Genomic DNA, 17,352 nt, shown 5'->3' on the forward strand with positions numbered 1-17,352 from the left:
AAGCGCCGACTGACTCGCGAGATCGAGTGCTGCGAACAAGGGCGGTCAGCTGCTGGAATGCGCGCGGTGCGGCCTGACGGTGGGCCTGGGGTGTGCCTGTGCGAGCACCCGTCGCTCTCGTTCGCGCGCGGCAAGGCCGGCTGGCCGCGGTGATCAGGACCGGCACGGCACGACCTCGGTGTCCACCCGGTCCGGCGGCCTGCCGACCCTCGGCCGACGCCGGTGACCCATGATCGGGGCCGCCGGCACCGCAGGCAGCCCCGATCGGAGAAAGTCACCAGCCGCGGTCGCGCCACTCCTTCAGCTTCGAGCGCTCCGCACCCAACGTCGAGTCGTCCCCGTGCCCCGGGTAGAACCACGTCTCGTCCGGCAGCTCGTCGAAGATCCGCGACGACACATCGTCCAGCAACGACGCGAAGTCCTCCGGCGACGTGGTCCGCCCCACCCCACCAGGGAACAGCGAGTCCCCGGTGAACAGATGCGGATGCCCCGCCGGGTCGCGGTACAGCAGCGCGATCGACCCCGGCGTGTGCCCCCTCAAATGGATCACCGAAAGAGTGACCTGCCCCACGGCCAACGTGTCGCCGTGCTCGACCAGGAAGTCCGGCGGGACCGGCAACGGCGGGGCGTCCAGCGGATGGGCCGCCGTGTTGGACCCGTTGGCGCCGGCCACCGCGCCGAGGGCCTGCCAGTGGTCCTGGTGCTGGTGGGTCGTCACGACCGTGCGGAGGGCCGGGCGGTCGGGGCCGTGGCCGATCAGGTCCGAGATGCGCTCCGGGTCGTTCGCCGCGTCGATGAGCAGGGCCTCCTGGGACTCGCGGCACACCAGCAGGTACGTGTTGTTGTCCATCGGGCCGACGGACAGCTTGGTGATGGTCAGCGCGTCCAGGGTGCGCCGGGTGGCGTCGCCGCCCGGGTCGACGTGCCCGGTGTAGGTCTCCACGATGTTCACCGTGCACACGGTAGTCGTTTCGCTCCAACCGGTTCCACCCGCACAAGCGCGCCCGGGCGAGCCCACGTAGGCTCACCGGAGCCCCCGCCAGCCGACCTCAGGACGACCGTGCCCACCTCCCCGACGCCGCGCCGGATCAGCTGGGACCTCCTCCGCGTCGTCGCCGTCCTCGCGGTGATCCTCGGGCACGTCACCCACCAGGGCGCACTCCTGCACCCGGAACTCACGGGGTACCCCGTCCGGGTGACAGCGCAGTTCGGCGCCGCGATCCTGCTGGTGATCTCCGCCTTCTTCGTTTGCGCGAGCCTCCGGAAGGGCAATCCGCGCCGGTGGTTGTGGAACCGGGTCGCCCGCCTCGTGCCCGCCTACTTCGTCGCCGTCCTCGTGACCTACGTCGTGACGCGGTGGGCCGCCATCTCCTTCAGCGGCCTGCCCTACCCGCCGGGTGTGCTCGGGTTTCTCTTCGGCGTGCCGCAGGGGCCGCCCACGACCGCGTCGCCGTGGTACATCCCGACCGGCCTGGACCTGGTCGCCAACCTCGGCATGGTGCAGGAGTGGGGCGTGCGCTCGGCCACGTTCTACTACCTCGACGGCTCCTACTGGACGCTGCCGGTGCAGCTCATGGCCTTCGCCGGCGCGGCCCTGCTGTGGCCACGCTCGTGGCGCACCCACCGGCTGACCGTCGGCCTGCTGTGGGCCCTGATCCTCGTCCCGCTCGCGCTCCGCTTCCTCGTCTTCCCGCCCGGGACGGCGAGCCCGGTCGTCGAGACCTTCTTCTACGGCCTGGGCCTGCACCGGCTGCACGTCTTCGCCATCGGCGTCGCGCTGTGGCTCTGGTCGCGGCGGCGCCTGAAGTCCTGGCACGCCGCGCTGTTCGTCGTCGCCGCCGTCGCGGCGCAGGACCTGCAGGTCTTCCCGTTCCACGTCGCGCTGCCGCAGGACGCCCTGCGCTGGCCGTCCACGATCGGGTTCGCCGTGCTCCTGCTGCTGGTCTGCCTGGCCGCCCGCGGCCCGGACTGGCGGTTCCCCGGGCTGGCGAGGATCGCCCCGGCCGTCACCTGGCTCGCGGGCATCTCGTATGGTCTTTATCTGGTGCACCAGGAACTGGGTTACGTCCTGGCCCGCGCCCTGCTCGACGCCGGCCTGCCCGGCTGGCTGCGGCTCCCCTTGGTCCTCGGCGCCGCCGTGCTGGCGGGCTGGGCGGTCACCGCGGGGGTCGAACGGCCGGTACACCGGTGGCTCACCACCCGCCGGAAGCCGGAAGAACCGCAGGTCAGAGAAGCGGATCCAGTTTCTGTCGGTGGTGGCTCGTAGCATGGAGAGGCCGCCCGTGCAGCCTCCCACCGGGCCGGCTACCGCAGCTGGAGAATGACACTGAAGGGACCCTGGCGTGGCTGATCGCCTCGTTGTTCGCGGCGCCCGCGAGCACAACCTCCGCGGCGTGGATCTCGACCTGCCCCGCGACAGCCTGATCGTTTTCACCGGCCTGTCCGGGTCCGGGAAGTCGAGCCTCGCCTTCGACACCATCTTCGCCGAAGGGCAGCGCCGGTACGTCGAGTCGCTCTCGGCGTACGCCCGCCAGTTCCTGGGGCAGATGGACAAGCCGGACGTCGACTTCATCGAGGGCCTCTCGCCCGCGGTGTCGATCGACCAGAAGTCCACCTCGCGCAACCCGCGCTCGACCGTGGGCACCATCACCGAGGTCTACGACTACCTGCGCCTGCTCTACGCGCGCGCCGGCAAGGCGCACTGCCCGAAGTGCGGCGAGCCGATCAGCAAGCAGACCCCGCAGCAGATCGTCGACCAGGTGCTGGAGATGGACGAGGGCATCCGCTTCCAGGTGCTCGCGCCGGTCGTGCGCGGGCGCAAGGGCGAGTACGTCGACCTGTTCGAGAACCTGCAGCAGCAGGGCTACGCGCGCGTGGTCGTCGACGGGACGGTCCACGCGCTCACCGACCCGCCGAAGCTGAAGAAGCAGGAAAAGCACCAGATCGGCGTGGTCATCGACCGGCTGAGCGTGAAGTCGTCTTCGCGCCAGCGGCTCACCGACTCGGTCGAGACGGCGCTGCGGCTGGCCGACGGCCTGATCGAGCTGGAGTTCGTCGACCTGCCGGAGAACGACCCGCACCGCATCCGCGGCTTCTCCGAGAACCTGGCTTGCCCCAACGGCCACCCGCTGGCCATCGAGGACCTCGAGCCCCGCTCGTTCTCCTTCAACTCGCCCTACGGCGCCTGCCCCGAGTGCACCGGCATCGGCATCCGCAAGGAGGTCGACCCCGAGCTGGTGGTCCCGGACGACGAGCTGTCGCTGGCCGAGGGCGCGATCGCGCCGTGGGCGGGCGGGCAGAGCGCGGACTACTTCGTCCGGCTGCTCGAGTCGCTGTCGGAGACCATCGGCTTCCGGATGGACACGCCGTGGCGGAAGCTGCCCGCGCGCGCCCAGAAGGCGGTGCTGCACGGCGTCGACGAGCAGGTGCACGTCCGGTACAAGAACCGCTACGGCCGCCAGCGTTCGTACTACGCGAACTTCGAAGGCGTCATCCCGTTCCTTGAGCGGCGCCAGGAGCAGACCGAGTCCGAGTACATGCGCGAGCGGTACGAGGGCTACATGCGCGAGGTGCCGTGCCCGGCCTGCCAGGGCACCCGGCTCAAGCCGGAGATCCTCGCCGTCACGCTGGCGCACAAGTCCCGCGGCGACATGTCGATCGCCGAGGTCTGCGCGCTGTCCATCGCGGAGGCGTCGCAGTTCCTCGACGAGCTGGAACTCGGGCAGCGCGAGTCGATGATCGCCGGCGCGGTGCTCAAGGAGATCCAGGCCCGCCTGCGCTTCCTGCTCGACGTCGGCCTGACCTACCTCTCGCTCGACCGCGCGTCCGCGACGCTCTCGGGCGGCGAGGCGCAGCGCATCCGGCTCGCCACCCAGATCGGCTCCGGCCTGGTCGGCGTGCTGTACGTGCTCGACGAGCCGTCGATCGGCCTGCACCAGCGCGACAACCACCGGCTGATCGAGACGCTGACCCGGCTGCGGAACCTGGGCAACACGCTGATCGTCGTCGAGCACGACGAGGACACGATCCGTTCCAGCGACTGGGTGGTCGACATCGGCCCGGGCGCGGGCGAGCACGGCGGCCACATCGTCCACAGTGGACCGTACAAGAAGCTGCTGAAGAGCAAGGACTCGATCACCGGGCAGTACCTGTCCGGACGCCGCAAGATCGACGTCCCGGCGATCCGGCGGCCGATCGACAAGAAGCGGCAGCTGACCGTCGTGGGCGCGCGCGAGCACAACCTGCGCGGCCTGGACGTCTCGTTCCCGCTCGGCGCCCTGGTCTCGGTCACCGGCGTCTCCGGTTCGGGCAAGTCGACTCTGGTCAACGACATCCTCGCGACCGTGCTGGCGAACAAGCTCAACGGCGCCCGCCAGGTGCCCGGCCGGCACACCCGCGTGAACGGCCTCGGCCACGTCGACAAGCTGGTGCGCGTCGACCAGTCGCCGATCGGGCGGACCCCGCGGTCCAACCCGGCCACCTACACCGGCGTCTGGGACCACGTCCGCAAGCTCTTCGCGGCGACGACCGAGGCGAAGGTACGCGGTTACCAGCAGGGCCGGTTCTCGTTCAACGTCAAGGGCGGCCGCTGCGAGGCGTGCGCCGGCGACGGCACGATCAAGATCGAGATGAACTTCCTGCCGGACGTCTACGTCCCGTGCGAGGTCTGCAAGGGCGCGCGGTACAACCGGGAAACCCTGGAAGTGCACTACAAGGGCAAGACCGTCTCGGACGTGCTCGACATGCCGATCGAAGAGGCGGCGGAGTTCTTCGAGCCGATCAAGGCCATCCACCGGCACCTGCAGACGCTGGTGGACGTCGGCCTCGGGTACGTCCGGCTCGGGCAGCCCGCGCCGACGCTGTCCGGCGGTGAGGCGCAGCGCGTGAAGTTGGCCAGCGAGCTGCAGAAGCGTTCGACCGGCAAGACGGTCTACATCCTCGACGAGCCGACGACGGGCCTGCACTTCGAGGACATCAACAAGCTGATCGGCGTGATCAACGGGCTGGTCGACAAGGGCAACTCGGTGATCGTGATCGAGCACAACCTCGACGTGATCAAGACGTCCGACTGGATCATCGACATGGGCCCGGAGGGCGGCAACGGCGGTGGCACGGTGATCGCCGAGGGCACCCCCGAGCACGTCGCGAGTGTCGAAGCCAGCTACACGGGCGAGTTCCTGCGGACGGTCCTGACACCCGAATAAGCGCCTCACCGCTCCTTGCCGGTGGTCTGGTGGACCACCGGCGAGAGCGGCCCGTAGTGCAGCGTCCGGAGCCGGAACGCCGAGTTCTCCTCGCCGGGCAGCAGCGACAGCGCGCACGTCGTCACGTCCGGGTCGGTCACCTCGACCGGGTCGAAGTCCGGCGCGCCCGGCCGCCGGATCTCCAGCAGGAACCCGGCTTCGTCTCTCGAGCGGTCGGCCCAGGTGAACGTCACCGTGCCGCCGGCGGTCACCGCGTGCAGCTCGGTCGAGACCGGGCCGGTGAACGGCTGCTCCCGGTAGTAGAACGGCGTCTCCGGGATCAGGTCCGGGTGGTGGTAGCTCGTCGTGTGGGCGGGCAGGAACCGCAGCGTCGTCCACGGACCGGCGGGGTCGTTCGTGTACTCGACGCGGTGGCCGGCGCCGTCGTCCGGCCACGTCAGCACCACGTCGGTCGGCGACGTCAGCGCAGCGGTGAACGAGGGCGGCGGCGCGGCCGAGGAGCAGCCCGCGGCCAGCAGCGCGAGCAGCACGAGGGGTTTCGCGGACACGGCGGCTCCCGGGACGGCACGGGGCGGCGGTGCGGACGTGATCAGCTTAGGAACCCGCCCGCCCGGCGACAAGGCCGCACCGATCACCGGACCGCGCCAATCCGGCGGCGCGGGGGCACCGAACCGCGGGAACTGCCCTGAACCGTTTCGCGTGACCTTCCGTGTATCCGGTGTCGAGGTCCGCCGGACGGCGGTGCCGCCCTCACCGAGGAGAGAACGTCATGAACCGTATCCGGCAGGCCGTCCTCTGCGCTGCCGCGCTCGCTGTGGTCGCCCCCCTCGCGGCCTGCAGCGAAATGACCACGGACGCGCAGGGACCGGAGCACGGCCAGCCCGGGCACGTGATGCTGGCCGCCGCGACGGTGCCGGGTGTCGGCGCGGTCGTCACCGACGCCGCCGACAAGACGCTGTACCGGTTCGACAAGGACATGTCGCAGCCGCCGACGTCCACCTGCGACGGCGAGTGCGCGGCGGCCTGGCCCCCGGTGCTCGCCGGGGAGGCCCCGCCGATGCTCAAGGGCATCCAGGACACCCAGGTCGGCACGCTGGCCCGCAAGGACGGCAGCAAGCAGCTCACGCTCAACGGCTGGCCGCTGTACGAGTTCGCGGGCGACAAGGCGCCGGGGCAGGTGAACGGCCAGGGGGTCAACGGCACCTGGTTCGCCGTCGCCCCGGACGGCAGCAAGATCACCGCGGCCCAGCCCGCGGCGGGTGGCTCCGGCTACTGAAACCGACGGATTCCGGGCAGGACGAGGAAGGACGGGCAGCCGATGAACACCATGGTCGCGCTGCGCTCGACGCACGCACCGCCGGTGGAGCTGAGGGTTGCACTACTGTCCTCGACGACTCAGAACACCGTCGGGAGGACGAGGGTGGCCATAGGAGGCAGGCGGCCTAAGAAGGCCAAGGGCGAGGACTTGATTCGGCAGCTCTACGCCGAACACGGCCGGAGCCTGCTGGCCTACGCGACGAGGCTGACCGGTGATCGGGCGGCAGCCGAGGACGTGGTCCAGGAGACGCTGGTAAGAGCGTGGAAACACGCGGACGACCTGCAGAACGACGGGAAGGGCTCGGTGCGCGGCTGGTTGCTGACCGTCGCGCGCAACCTGGTCACCGACCGGGCACGCGCCCGGGCGGCGCGGCCACAGGAGGTGGCCGAACCGGCCGAAGGCGTGCCGACACCGGCGGTCGAGCGCGACCACGCCCAGGGCGTGGTCGACTCGATGACGGTGCTCGGCGCGATGGACGGCCTTTCCAACGAGCACCGAGAGGTCCTGGTGGAGATCTACTACCGGGGACGGACGGTGGCCGAAGCGGCGAGAACACTGGGCGTCGCACCGGGTACCGTGAAATCAAGGTCTTACTACGCACTGAGAGCACTGAGAGCAGCGATGATTTCGAGCGGAACGGAGGTGGCGCGATGAACTCGGTCGACGAGAGTCACACGCAGCTCGGCGCGTACGCCCTCGGCGCGCTCGACGCGAGCGAGGCGGCCGACTTCGAGCGGCGGCACCTGCAGACCTGCGCGCAGTGCCGGTTCGACCTGAACGAGCTCGTGGCGTTGCGCGAGTCGCTCGACGAGGTGCCGCCCGAGGCGTTCCTCGACGGGCCGCCCGAGGGCGGGGACCTGCTGCTGCAGAAGACCCTGCGCCGGGTGCGCGACGAAGAGGAGACGGTGGCGCCCGCCCGCTCGACGTCACGCCGGGGCCTGGCCCTGGTCGCGGCCGCGGTGCTGGTGGTGGCCGCCCTCGGCGGCGGGATCCTGGTGGGCCGGCAGACCGGTTCGACCGAGGCGCCGCTCGCGGCTCCGGCCCCCGCGCCGGACTCGCCACCGGGCACGAAGAACATCGAAGGCCGGGATCCGACGACCGGCGTGCAGCTGGCCGCGTCGGTGGCGCCGTTCCAGGGGTGGGTCAAGGTGGACGTCAACGTGAAGGGCGTCAAGGCCGGGGAGAAGTGCCTGCTCCAGGTGGTGACCAAGGACGGTCAAGCGGTGACCGCCGGCAGCTGGCAGGTTTCGGAGAAGTGGGAGAACCAGGGCTTCCGGCTCGACGGGTCCGCCCTGGTGGCGCCCGACGACGTGAAGTCGGTCGACATCGTCACGGTGGACGGCCGGAAGCTGGTCTCGGCCCAGGTGTGACCCGGGGAGTGACAGGGTGACGGGCGCGCGCTACCGGTTCCGCAGCACGTGGCTGCTGCCCGGTGCCGCGCCCGACCGGGTGTTCGGCGCGGTCACCGACCTCGCCGGCTACCCGCGGTGGTGGTCGGACGTCCGCACGGTGCGCCGGGTGGACGACGACACCGCCGAGCTGGTCTGCCGCTCGCGGCTGCCGTTCCGGCTGGTCGTCCGGATGCACCGGGACCACCAGGACGAGCGGGAGGGCCTGATGCGGGTCAGGCTCAGCGGAGACCTCGACGGGGTGCTGGCCGGCGCGGTCCGCGCGGCGGGCGCGGGCACGCTGCTGGAGATCACCCAGGAGGTCCAGGCCCGCAAGGAGCTGCTGCGACGGCTCGACGCGGTGGCCCGGCCGCTCTTCCGCGCGAACCACGCGCTGATGATGCGGCGGGGCCACCGCGGCCTCCGCACCTACCTCGCCTGACCCCGGCTAGCCGGCGACGCGGACCGCCGGCTCAGCCACTCGCCGGGGCCGGCGGGTCAGGACGAGCGCTCCCAGCGCCACCGCGGCGAGCAGGAAACCCGCGCTGACGCCGTACGCCAGCCGGAACCCCGAAGCCAGCGCCTCGCGGTGGTCCACCGTGGACAGGCTCGCCGTCCGGGACGCCGCCACCGAAGCGAGCACCGCCGTCCCCAGTGCCGCGCCGACCTGCTGGGTCGTGGTGATCAGGCCGGACGCCACCCCCGCGTCGCCGTCCGCGACGCCGGACATCGCCAGCCCCATCATCGCCGGGATGGCCACGCCCGCGCCGAGGCCCATCACCAGCAGCGCCGGCATGACGTCGGTGAAGTAGGCGCCGCCGGCCCGCGTGAGCAGGAGCAGGCCCAGAATCACCAGGCCCAGGCCGGACAGCAGCACCGTCCGCGGCCCGAACCGCGCCGAGAGCCGGGCCGCGAAGCCCAGCGACGCCACCGCGATCACCACCGGCACCGGCAGGAACGCGACGCCGGTGCGCAGCGCGTCGAGGCCGAGCACCTGCTGCAGGTACAACGCCGTGACGAACTGGAACCCCATCATCCCCGCGACCATCAGGACCATCACCAGGTTCGCGCCGGTCACCGCGCGGATCCGGAACACCCGCAGCGGCAGCAGCGGCGTGCGTGCCTTCGCCTGCCGCACCACGAACGCGCCCAGCAGGACGGCGGCCGCGGCCAGCGCGCTCCAGGTGGTGGACGAGATCGCGTACACGCCCAGCATCACCGCGGCGGTGACCAGGACCGCGCCGAGCACGTCCAGGCCCGCCCGCAGCCCGGCGCCGCGGTCCGGTTCGACGACCCGCACGGCCAGCACGAGCGCCACCACGCCGATCGGCAGGTTGACGTAGAACGTCCAGTGCCAGCTCAGCGCCTGCGTCAGCGCGCCGCCCGCGATGAGCCCGATGGACGCGCCCGCGGCCTGCGTGAAGCTGTAGACGCCGATCGCGCGAGCCCGGGCGTGGGGCTCGGGGTACATCGTGACGATCATGCCCAGCACCACGGCCGAAGCGAGCGCGCCGCCGACACCCTGCGCGAAGCGCGACACGACGAGCACCCCCGCGCCCGAGGCCAGCCCCGCGACGAGGGACGCGACGGTGAACAGGCCGAGCCCGCCGAGGAAGACCCGGCGGCGGCCGAGCAGGTCGCCGAGCCGGCCGGAGATCAGGAGCAGGCCGCCGAAGGCGACCAGGTAGGCGGTGACGACCCAGGCGAGCCCGGCGGCCGTGAAGCCGAGGTCGGCCTGGATCGCGGGCAGCGCCACCGCGACGATGCTGCTGTCGAGCACGACCATCAGCGACGCGGCGCACAGCACCGCCAACGCGAGGCCGCGGGATCGGGCGGGATGGTTCTCGGCCATGTCGGGGCCCCTCCAGTTGAGCGTTCCCCCTGGTTGTCGCCAGGGCACTTCTTGTAACAGTGCCCATCATGTGTGACTATGGGGACGCCGTGAAGGAGGCACTTTCATGTCCCAGGGGAACATCGATGTACCTGTCCAGGTCACCGAGATCGACCCGGAGAAACTCGACGTCTGCACGGTGCTCGAGGTCATCAACCGGATCAGCGGCAAGTGGGCGATCGGCATCCTCCTGGAGGCCATCCGCGGCCCGGTGCGCTTCACCGAGCTGGAACGCGCGGTCGAGGGGATCAGCCGCCGGATGCTGACGCTGACGCTGCGCAACCTCGAGCGCGACGGCCTCCTGGAGCGCACGATCTACCCGACGGTCCCGCCGCGCGTGGAGTACGAGGCCACGCCGATGGCGAAGGAGCTGTACCAGTCGCTGAGCGGCCTGCTCGGCTGGGCGGAGCGGCACCGCGAGGACATCTCCGCCGCCCGCGTCGTCTACGACGGTCACGCCGCCTGCTGAAGCGGGCATGGAAACGGGCCGCTGCGCGAGGTCGGGGAGACTCGCGCAACGGCCCGCGTGGCTCGTGCTCAGCGGGGGCGTGAGCACGAACGCTTGGGATTACTACCGGGCAGGTTCCTTCGGGACGTCGTCCAGGTCGTCGGTCCCGGCCGCGTGGCTGTGGTCGTCGAGCATCGTGGCTTCGTCGAACGGTTCCTGGCCGGCGAAGACGCGTTGTGCCTTCTCCCGGTCGAACTCCTTCACCCAGTTTCCGATGAGGACGGTCGCGACCGCGTTGCCGGCGAAGTTCGTCAGCGCGCGGGCCTCCGACATGAACCGGTCGATGCCGAGGATGAACCCGACGCCGTTGACCAGCTCCGGCCGGTGCGACTGCAGCCCGGAAGCCAGCGTCGCGATGCCCGAGCCGCTGACGCCGGCCGCGCCCTTCGACGCGATGATCATGAACACCAGCAGGCCGATCTGCGAACCGATCGAGAGCGGCTCGTCCTGCGCCGCGGCGATGAACAACGTCGCCATGGTCAGGTAGATCGCGGTGCCGTCCAGGTTGAACGAGTAGCCGGTCGGCACGGTGATGCCGACGACCGACTTGCCGACGCCGACGTGCTCCATCTTCGCGATCAGCCGCGGCAGCGCCGACTCCGACGACGAGGTCGAGAGGATCAGCAGGAACTCACGGCCGAGATAGCGCAGCAGCTGCAGGATGTTGACGCGCGCGCCGAGCCACAGCACGATCCCGAGGATCACGAACACGAACACGATGCAGGTGGCGTAGAAGCCGAGCATGATCACGGCCAGGCTCTTCAACGCGGCCCAGCCGGTCGCGCCGACCACCGCGGCGATGGCGCCGAACGCGCCGATCGGGGCGGCCCACATGATCATGGCCAGCACCCGGAAGACAAGCCGCTGGATGTGCTCGATGCCGCGCAGGATCGGGGCGCCCTTCGGGCCCAGCTTCTGCAGCGCAAACCCGACGAGCAGCGCGACCAGCAGCGCCTGCAGGACCTCGCCTTCGGTGAAGGCCGAGACGAACGTCTTCGGGATGATGCCGAGCAGGAAGTCGACCGGGCCTTCGGCGCCGGTGGCGGACTTCTGGACGCTCTTCACGTCCGCCGGGTTCAGGTGCAGCCCGGTGCCGGGGTGCAGCAGGTTGCCGACGACCAGACCGATCGCGAGGGCGAAGGTCGACATGATGATGAAGTAGAACAGCGCCATCACGCCCACCTTGCCGACCTTGGCCGCTTTCGCGACCGAGCCGACGCCGATGACGATGGTGCAGAAGATGATCGGCGTGATCATCATCTTGATCAGGTTGACGAAGCCGTCGCCGAGGGGCTTGAGGCCCTTGGCGAAGCCCGGGAAGAGGAAGCCCACTCCGATCCCGAGCGCGACCGCGACGATCACGGCCAGGTACAGGTAGTGGGTCTTGTCCCGCTTGCGCGGGGTCTCCTCGGTGGTCGGTGGGGTCGGCACCGTTGCCTCCAGCTCAGGGGTGTTCCAGGTTGCGGCACACTGTAGGCCCACGCGGGTGATCCGGCTCACTTGTGTTCATTGAGTTCGCGCGATGATCGCACCGTCCCGTTCGGACACCCGGGCGCCGGTGTGCTGGTATGAGGAGGTGTCCCCGACGTCGTCTCGCTGGAGCCTGGCGCGCCAGCTGCTCGTGCTGCAGCTGGTGGTGCTCTGCGTGCTCGCCGGCGCCGGGATCACGTTCGCCTACCTCGATGCGTCGCGCGCGGTCGACCAGAACGCCAAGGACCAGGTGCGCGCCGTCGCCTCCACGGTGGCCGACGCGCCGTCCGTGCTCGCCGCGGTGGGCGCACCGGACCCCAGCTCGACGCTGCAGCCGTTCGCCGTCGAGGTGCAGCACGACACCGGCGTCGACTTCATCACGATCATGAGCCCGGCCGGGATCCGCTACACGCACCCGAACCCGGCGCTGATCGGCCAGCACTACATCGGCAACATCGCCCAGGCGCAACGCGGGCAGGAGCTCACCGAGACCTACACCGGCTCCCTCGGCCCGTCGATCCGCACGGTGGTGCCGGTGTTCGGGCCGGGGCAGCGGGTGGTCGCGCTGGTCGCCGTCGGGATCACCGTCGCGGCGATCTCGGCCGAGCTGCGCGAACGGCTCTGGCCGCTGTTCGGCGTCGCCGGCGCGGTGCTCCTGGTCGGGGCGCTGGGCGGCTGGCTGATCAGCGCCCGGCTGCGGCGCCAGACCCGCGGGGTCGCGCCGGACGAGCTGAGCAACCTCTTCGAGTACCACGAAGCGGTCCTGCATTCGGTGCGCGAGGGCGTGCTGCTCGTCGGCCGGGACGGCCGGATCGGGCTCTGCAACGACGGTGCGCGCGCCCTCCTCGGCCTCGACGCCGACCCGGTCGGGCGTGAGCTGGCGTCACTGGGCCTGCCGGACGAGCTGGCGCGCGCGTTCACCTCGGCCGAGAACCGGGCCGAGGAGCTGCACCTGACCGACGCCCGCGTGCTGCTGGTCAGCACCACCGCCGTCCGCTCGGGCGGCCGGTCGCAGGGCACCGTCGTCGTCCTGCGCGACCACACGGAACTGCAGACGCTGACCGGGGAGCTGACCACCGCGCGCGGGCTCGCGGAGGCCCTGCGGTCGCAGGCGCACGAGGCCGCGAACCGGCTGCACACCGTCGTTTCCCTGGTGGAGATCGGAAAACCCGAGCAGGCGGTCGAGTTCGCGACGGCGGAGCTCGCGCTCGCCCAGGAGCTGACCGACCGCGTGGTCGGCGCGGTCGCCGAGCCGGTGCTCGCCGCGCTGCTGCTGGGAAAGGCGGCCGAGGCGAGCGAACGCGGGGTCGAGCTCACCGTCACGCCGGACACGGTGATCGACGACGTCTCGCTCGGCGTCGCGGCCCGCGACCTGGTGACCATCCTCGGCAACCTCATCGACAACGGCATCGACGCGGCGGTGCGCGGCGTCGGCAAACCGGCGGTCGTCGTCACCGCGCGCTCCGGTCCAGGGGAGCTGCTGCTGCGGGTGGGCGACACCGGGCCCGGCGTCCCCGACGACGCCGACGTCTTCCGCCGCGGCTGGTCGACGAAGGCCGAGGACGGCCACGGGCTCGGCCTCGCGCTCGTCGGGCAGGCGGTGCGCCGCTACGGCGGTACGGTCGACATCGAGCGGGACGGCGGCGCGGTGTTCACCGTGCGGCTCCCGCGGCGGGAGGCGGACCGGTGATCCGGGTGCTGGTGGTGGAGGACGAGCCGGTGGCCGCCGAGGCGCACCGCGTCTACGTCGAACGGCTCCCGGGGTTCTCGGTGGCGGGCGTGGTCCACTCGGGCGGAGACGCGCTGCGGTTCTGCGAACGCGAGCCGGTCGACCTGGTGCTGCTGGACTTCTACCTCCCGGACACGCACGGCCTGGCGGTGTGCCGGTCGCTGCGCGCGGCCGGGCTGCCGATCGACGTCATCGCGGTGACGTCGGCGCGCGACCTCGGGCTGGTGAAGGCCGCGGTCTCGGTGGGCGTGGTGCAGTACCTGCTCAAGCCGTTCACCTTCGCCACCCTGCGCGAAAAACTGGAGCGCTATCGCGAGTTCCGCGACGCGTCCGGCGAGGTGACGGGCCAGGCCGAGATCGACCGCGCCCTCGGCGCGCTGCGCACGACTGAGCAGCCGCCGCTGCCGAAAGGGATGAGCGTCCAGACCCTGGAGGCCATCCGCGACGCCCTGTCGGGAGCGACGGAAGGCCTGTCAGCCGGCGCGGCGGCGAGCGCGATCGGCGCGTCCCGCGTGACGGCGCGGCGGTATCTGGAGTACCTGGCGGACAACGGGATGGCCCACCGCGAGCCGCACTACGGCCAGGTCGGGCGGCCCGAGGTCTGGTACCGGCTGACTCGCGTATAACGCCCTATACGTCACGCCTCCGACTTCCGGCGGTTCCGGCCGGCAAACCAGTGCGGTAGACCGGGACCCAGCCGAGGAAGGGGAGAGCCGCCATGCGGAACTGGGCCGGGCTTGTCGCCGCGCTTCTCTTGAGCGTTGCCGTCGCCGTACCCGCGCACGCCGAGGAGCCCGCTGCCGCCGTCACCGACGTCCAGGTGAGCGGGCCGGCCGCGCAGCGGTTCAACCTCGTGGTGCTCGGGGACGGGTACACCGCCGCCGAGCAGCCGAAGTTCTTCGCCGACGTCCAGCGGCACGTGAACACCCTCTGGTCGCTCGAGCCGTTCAAGTCCTACCGCAGCTACTTCAACGTCTACGCCGTGTCGATCGCCTCGCCGGAGTCCGGTGTGGACTGTGACCCGGACCTGGCGTCACCGCGGAAGGACACCCCGCTGAACATGGGTTTCTGGGGCGGCTGCACCGCACAGAGCGTCCAGCGGCTCCTGACCGTCGACGACACCGCCGCGCAGAAGTACGCCGACCTCGTGCCCGGCACCACCCGCGCGAACCGCCAGATCCTCGCCCTCGCCAACAGCGCCACGTACGGCGGCGCGGGCGGCACCTACGCGACGGCGTCCGGCGGCAACGCGCTGTCCGCGCTGATCTCGCCCCACGAGCTGGGCCATTCGCTCGGCGGCCTCGACGACGAATACGACTACTACGCGCGCAACGTCCCCGGCGGCGCCTACGAAGGCGGCGAGCCCGACTCGATCCACCACACCCTCCTGACCGAACGGCAGATGCGCGACCAGCACGCGAAGTGGTGGCGCTGGCTGGGCGAGCCGAGCGAGTCCGGCGGCCGGATCGGCCGGTTCGAAGGCGGGCTCTACACCCAGACGGGCGTTTGGCGGCCGAGTCAGCACTCGATGATGAAGACGCTCGGGTACGCGTTCGACCAGGTCGGGCGTGAACGGATGACCCAGCGCATCGCCGGGAAGGTGCCGCTCGTCAGCGGCGGCACGCCGGCCGGGACGATCGGCGCCGACCGCGTTGTGTGGGTGCGGACCATGCACCCTGTCAGCCACCGCCTCGACGTCAGCTGGACCTTGGACGGCGTCCCGCAGCGCGGCTCCGAGGCGCTCGACCTCCGGCAGGCGCACGTCAAGCCGGGCAAGCACACGCTGACCGCGAAGGTGACCGACCCGACGCCGTTCGTCCGCGACCCGGCCGCGCGGCCGACGGCGACCCGCACCTGGACCGTCGACACCTCGGTGGTCACACCGCCGGCCGGGGGACCGGCAGTGGTGGCGTCGACGCCGACCTCGCTGCCGGTCGGCGCCGGCAACGTCGTCTACGTCGAGACCGGCGAGCCGACCGGCTCGATCCCCACGGTGTCCTGGAAGCTCGACGGCCGGCCCGCCGGTCGCGGGGCCGACTTCACCGTCGACGCGGCCCGCGGGGCGCACACGCTCACGGCCACCACGGGCGGCACCACCCTCACGTGGACGGTGGACGCGTCCGGGCCGACCACCACGGCCGAGCTGCCGCCCGCGAAGGACAACGTCTTCCACGGCTCCTTCACCATGCGGCTGACTCCGTCCGACGGGATGCCGGAGTTCCGCGTCGACGGCGACGGCTGGCACAAGTATTACGGCTGGCCGACGGACGCGACCGCGCCCTACCTGTTCACCGCGCGGGGCACGGAGATCGACGGCCTGGCCTACGGCAACCTCGGTTCCGGTGGGCTGACGGTGTCCCCGTTCGCGACCCGGACGCCGGGGTACGGCCGTCACCGGATCGAGTACCGGTCGATCGACGCGGCCGGCAACGTCGGCCCGACGAAGGCGTTCGAGGTGACGCTGCGGCCCTGATCAGCGCGGCCGGCCCGGCACCCCCGGCCGGGTCTGCCACGGGTGCGGGCCGTCGAGGGGGCGGTACTCGACGCCGAGCGCGTCGAGGCGCGGCAGGTGGTGGTCGCGCAGCCGGGGCAGGAACTCGGTGTAGTCCCGCGCCCCGCTGCTCCACGCCACCTCGGCGAACGCCGACAACCGCGGGAAGGCCATGTAGTCCACGCGCCGGACGGTGTCCAGATGCTCGCTCCACACCTGCGCCTGCACCCCGCGCAGCCGCGGCCCGGCCAGCGCCGGTTCGTAGCCGTAGACGTCTTCGAGGGTGTGGACCCAGCCGACCGGGATCGGCTCGTCCGGGTGGTCGGACTGGCGGTGGTCGAGGTAGACGTGCTGCTCCGGGCACATGACCACGTCGTGCCCGGCTTCGGCGGCCTGCTGCCCGGCCGTCTCGTTCTGCCAGGAGCCGATCACCATCGGGGGGAGGCCGCCGATGTCGAGGACCTCGTCCCAGCCCATCGGCGTGCGGCCGCGCGCCACCAGGTGCTCGGCGAGCTGCCGGACGAACTTGCGGTGCTCGTCGGTCGCGCCCGGCGTCTCGTCGCCGCCCAGGGCGATCACCGGCGACGGGAAGATCTCCAGCAGGTGGTCGAAGACCCGGCGGAAGAAGTCCAAAGTGGACTCGGTCGGGTCCAGCAGCGAAGTGCTGATGCCCCAGGCGATCCAGATCTCGTACGCCTCTTCGGTGCCCAGCTCGGGGTAGGCCGCCAGGGCCGCCCGCGCGTGGCCGGGGATGTCGATCTCCGGCACCACCGTGATGGCCCGCGACGCCGCGTACGCGACGATCTCCCGCAGGTCGTCCCCGGTGTAGAACCCGCCGTGCGGCCGGCCGTCCTGCGGGCCCCCGCTGCCGGTCATCGACGACGGCCGCCAGCCGCCCACCGACGTCAGGCGGGGGAGGCCCGGGACCTCGAACCGCCAGCCCTGGTCGTCGGTGAGGTGCAGGTTGAGCACGTTCAGCTTGTGCGCGGCCAGCAAGTCGACGAACCGCAGCACCTCGGCCTTGGTCCGGAAGTGCCGGGCGACGTCGAGCAGGCAGCCGCGCCAGCCGAAGCGCGGATGGTCCTCGACCACACCGCAGGGCACCGACAGTCCACTCCGGATGGACGCGGCGCGGAACGCGTCGGGGCCGGCGAGCTGGCGCAAGGTCTGGCGTCCGTAGACCTCTCCGGCGGGGTCGCCGCAGAACAGCACCACGCCGGACTCGGAGATCTCCAGCCGGTAGCCCTCCGCGGGCAGGTCCGCCGTTCGGACGTCCACAGTGGACGGCCACGGGCAGGTCCCCGGCGCCGGGGACACCGAAACCGGACGGGGGAGCAGGGTGTCGAAAGACAT

The 17,352-nt window shown here is 71.4% G+C and carries 15 protein-coding genes; 10 read left to right on the top strand and 5 right to left on the bottom strand.

Annotated elements, in window-relative coordinates; all coding sequences use genetic code 11:
- Window positions 1-274: 274 nt before the first annotated feature.
- Entirely contained in the window at window positions 275-952 is a 678-nt protein-coding gene (locus ACZ63E_RS08830; RefSeq protein ID WP_465310155.1) for an MBL fold metallo-hydrolase, read from the bottom strand.
- A gap of 108 nt (window positions 953-1,060) precedes the next feature.
- Between ACZ63E_RS08830 and ACZ63E_RS08835 the strand changes: the two genes are divergently transcribed.
- Both ACZ63E_RS08835 and uvrA read left to right on the top strand, forming a co-directional pair.
- Entirely contained in the window at window positions 1,061-2,266 is a 1,206-nt protein-coding gene (locus tag ACZ63E_RS08835; protein ID WP_465335452.1) for an acyltransferase family protein, read from the top strand.
- A 76-nt stretch (window positions 2,267-2,342) separates the two neighbouring features.
- Window positions 2,343-5,204, top strand: coding sequence for an excinuclease ABC subunit UvrA (gene uvrA / locus ACZ63E_RS08840; protein WP_465335453.1), 2,862 nt, complete (start codon window positions 2,343-2,345; stop codon window positions 5,202-5,204).
- Window positions 5,205-5,209: 5 nt separating this feature from the next.
- Here the strand turns inward: uvrA and ACZ63E_RS08845 are convergent, their stop codons facing one another.
- A complete protein-coding gene (locus ACZ63E_RS08845; RefSeq protein WP_465335454.1) occupies window positions 5,210-5,752 on the bottom strand; it encodes a fibronectin type III domain-containing protein in 543 nt (180 codons plus the stop codon).
- Window positions 5,753-5,973: 221 nt separating this feature from the next.
- Between ACZ63E_RS08845 and ACZ63E_RS08850 the strand changes: the two genes are divergently transcribed.
- The 4 genes from ACZ63E_RS08850 to ACZ63E_RS08865 all read left to right on the top strand — a co-directional run bounded on the left by ACZ63E_RS08850 (window position 5,974) and on the right by ACZ63E_RS08865 (window position 8,352).
- Window positions 5,974-6,480 carry a COG4315 family predicted lipoprotein gene (locus tag ACZ63E_RS08850; protein ID WP_465335455.1) on the top strand — a complete coding sequence of 169 codons (507 nt, stop codon included), beginning with the start codon at window positions 5,974-5,976 and terminating at the stop codon, window positions 6,478-6,480.
- A 144-nt stretch (window positions 6,481-6,624) separates the two neighbouring features.
- Window positions 6,625-7,176 (top strand): sigma-70 family RNA polymerase sigma factor, encoded by a 552-nt coding sequence (locus ACZ63E_RS08855; RefSeq protein WP_026469270.1) that lies wholly within the window; start codon window positions 6,625-6,627, stop codon window positions 7,174-7,176.
- Complete coding sequence (locus ACZ63E_RS08860) at window positions 7,173-7,892, top strand: anti-sigma factor (protein WP_465335456.1); 720 nt, start codon at window positions 7,173-7,175, stop codon at window positions 7,890-7,892. The genes ACZ63E_RS08855 and ACZ63E_RS08860 overlap by 4 nt, the downstream gene beginning before the upstream one ends.
- A 16-nt stretch (window positions 7,893-7,908) precedes the next feature.
- Entirely contained in the window at window positions 7,909-8,352 is a 444-nt protein-coding gene (locus ACZ63E_RS08865) for an SRPBCC family protein (protein ID WP_465335457.1), read from the top strand.
- A gap of 6 nt (window positions 8,353-8,358) precedes the next feature.
- On the opposite strand, the gene ACZ63E_RS08870 is transcribed toward ACZ63E_RS08865, so the two are convergent.
- Entirely contained in the window at window positions 8,359-9,762 is a 1,404-nt protein-coding gene (locus tag ACZ63E_RS08870) for an MFS transporter (protein WP_465335458.1), read from the bottom strand.
- Between the two features lie 106 nt (window positions 9,763-9,868).
- On the opposite strand from ACZ63E_RS08870, the gene ACZ63E_RS08875 reads away from it, so the two are divergent.
- The gene (locus tag ACZ63E_RS08875) at window positions 9,869-10,270 is read left to right on the top strand and encodes a winged helix-turn-helix transcriptional regulator (protein WP_465335459.1); all 402 of its coding nucleotides are present in this window, start codon (window positions 9,869-9,871) and stop codon (window positions 10,268-10,270) included.
- Between the two features lie 102 nt (window positions 10,271-10,372).
- Here the strand turns inward: ACZ63E_RS08875 and ACZ63E_RS08880 are convergent, their stop codons facing one another.
- A complete protein-coding gene (locus tag ACZ63E_RS08880; protein WP_465335460.1) occupies window positions 10,373-11,740 on the bottom strand; it encodes a cation:dicarboxylate symporter family transporter in 1,368 nt (455 codons plus the stop codon).
- Window positions 11,741-11,831: 91 nt separating this feature from the next.
- Between ACZ63E_RS08880 and ACZ63E_RS08885 the strand changes: the two genes are divergently transcribed.
- The 3 genes from ACZ63E_RS08885 to ACZ63E_RS08895 all read left to right on the top strand — a co-directional run bounded on the left by ACZ63E_RS08885 (window position 11,832) and on the right by ACZ63E_RS08895 (window position 15,981).
- Window positions 11,832-13,469, top strand: a complete 1,638-nt coding sequence (locus ACZ63E_RS08885; RefSeq protein ID WP_465335461.1) for an ATP-binding protein — start codon at window positions 11,832-11,834, stop codon at window positions 13,467-13,469.
- Complete coding sequence (locus ACZ63E_RS08890; RefSeq protein WP_465310166.1) at window positions 13,466-14,134, top strand: response regulator; 669 nt, start codon at window positions 13,466-13,468, stop codon at window positions 14,132-14,134. Before ACZ63E_RS08885 ends, ACZ63E_RS08890 begins: the two co-directional genes overlap by 4 nt.
- Window positions 14,135-14,226: 92 nt before the next feature.
- A complete protein-coding gene (locus ACZ63E_RS08895; protein ID WP_465335462.1) occupies window positions 14,227-15,981 on the top strand; it encodes a M64 family metallopeptidase in 1,755 nt (584 codons plus the stop codon).
- Here the strand turns inward: ACZ63E_RS08895 and ACZ63E_RS08900 are convergent, their stop codons facing one another.
- Window positions 15,982-17,352, bottom strand: a complete 1,371-nt coding sequence (locus ACZ63E_RS08900) for a beta-N-acetylhexosaminidase (protein ID WP_465335463.1) — start codon at window positions 17,350-17,352, stop codon at window positions 15,982-15,984. It lies immediately after the preceding gene.

It is taken from the genome of Amycolatopsis sp. NPDC104819, assembly GCF_055583145.1.

What these genes read in the sequence shown, in the direction of transcription:
- ACZ63E_RS08850 (WP_465335455.1), top strand. Translation starts at nt 5,974, where the DNA reads ATGAACCGTATCCGGCAGGCCGTCCTCTGCGCTGCCGCGCTCGCTGTG.
- ACZ63E_RS08860 (WP_465335456.1), top strand. Translation starts at nt 7,173, where the DNA reads ATGAACTCGGTCGACGAGAGTCACACGCAGCTCGGCGCGTACGCCCTC.
- ACZ63E_RS08870 (WP_465335458.1), bottom strand. Translation starts at nt 9,762, where the DNA reads ATGGCCGAGAACCATCCCGCCCGATCCCGCGGCCTCGCGTTGGCGGTG.
- ACZ63E_RS08875 (WP_465335459.1), top strand. Translation starts at nt 9,869, where the DNA reads ATGTCCCAGGGGAACATCGATGTACCTGTCCAGGTCACCGAGATCGAC.
- ACZ63E_RS08885 (WP_465335461.1), top strand. Translation starts at nt 11,832, where the DNA reads ATGATCGCACCGTCCCGTTCGGACACCCGGGCGCCGGTGTGCTGGTAT.
- ACZ63E_RS08895 (WP_465335462.1), top strand. Translation starts at nt 14,227, where the DNA reads ATGCGGAACTGGGCCGGGCTTGTCGCCGCGCTTCTCTTGAGCGTTGCC.
- ACZ63E_RS08900 (WP_465335463.1), bottom strand. Translation starts at nt 17,352, where the DNA reads ATGTCTTTCGACACCCTGCTCCCCCGTCCGGTTTCGGTGTCCCCGGCG.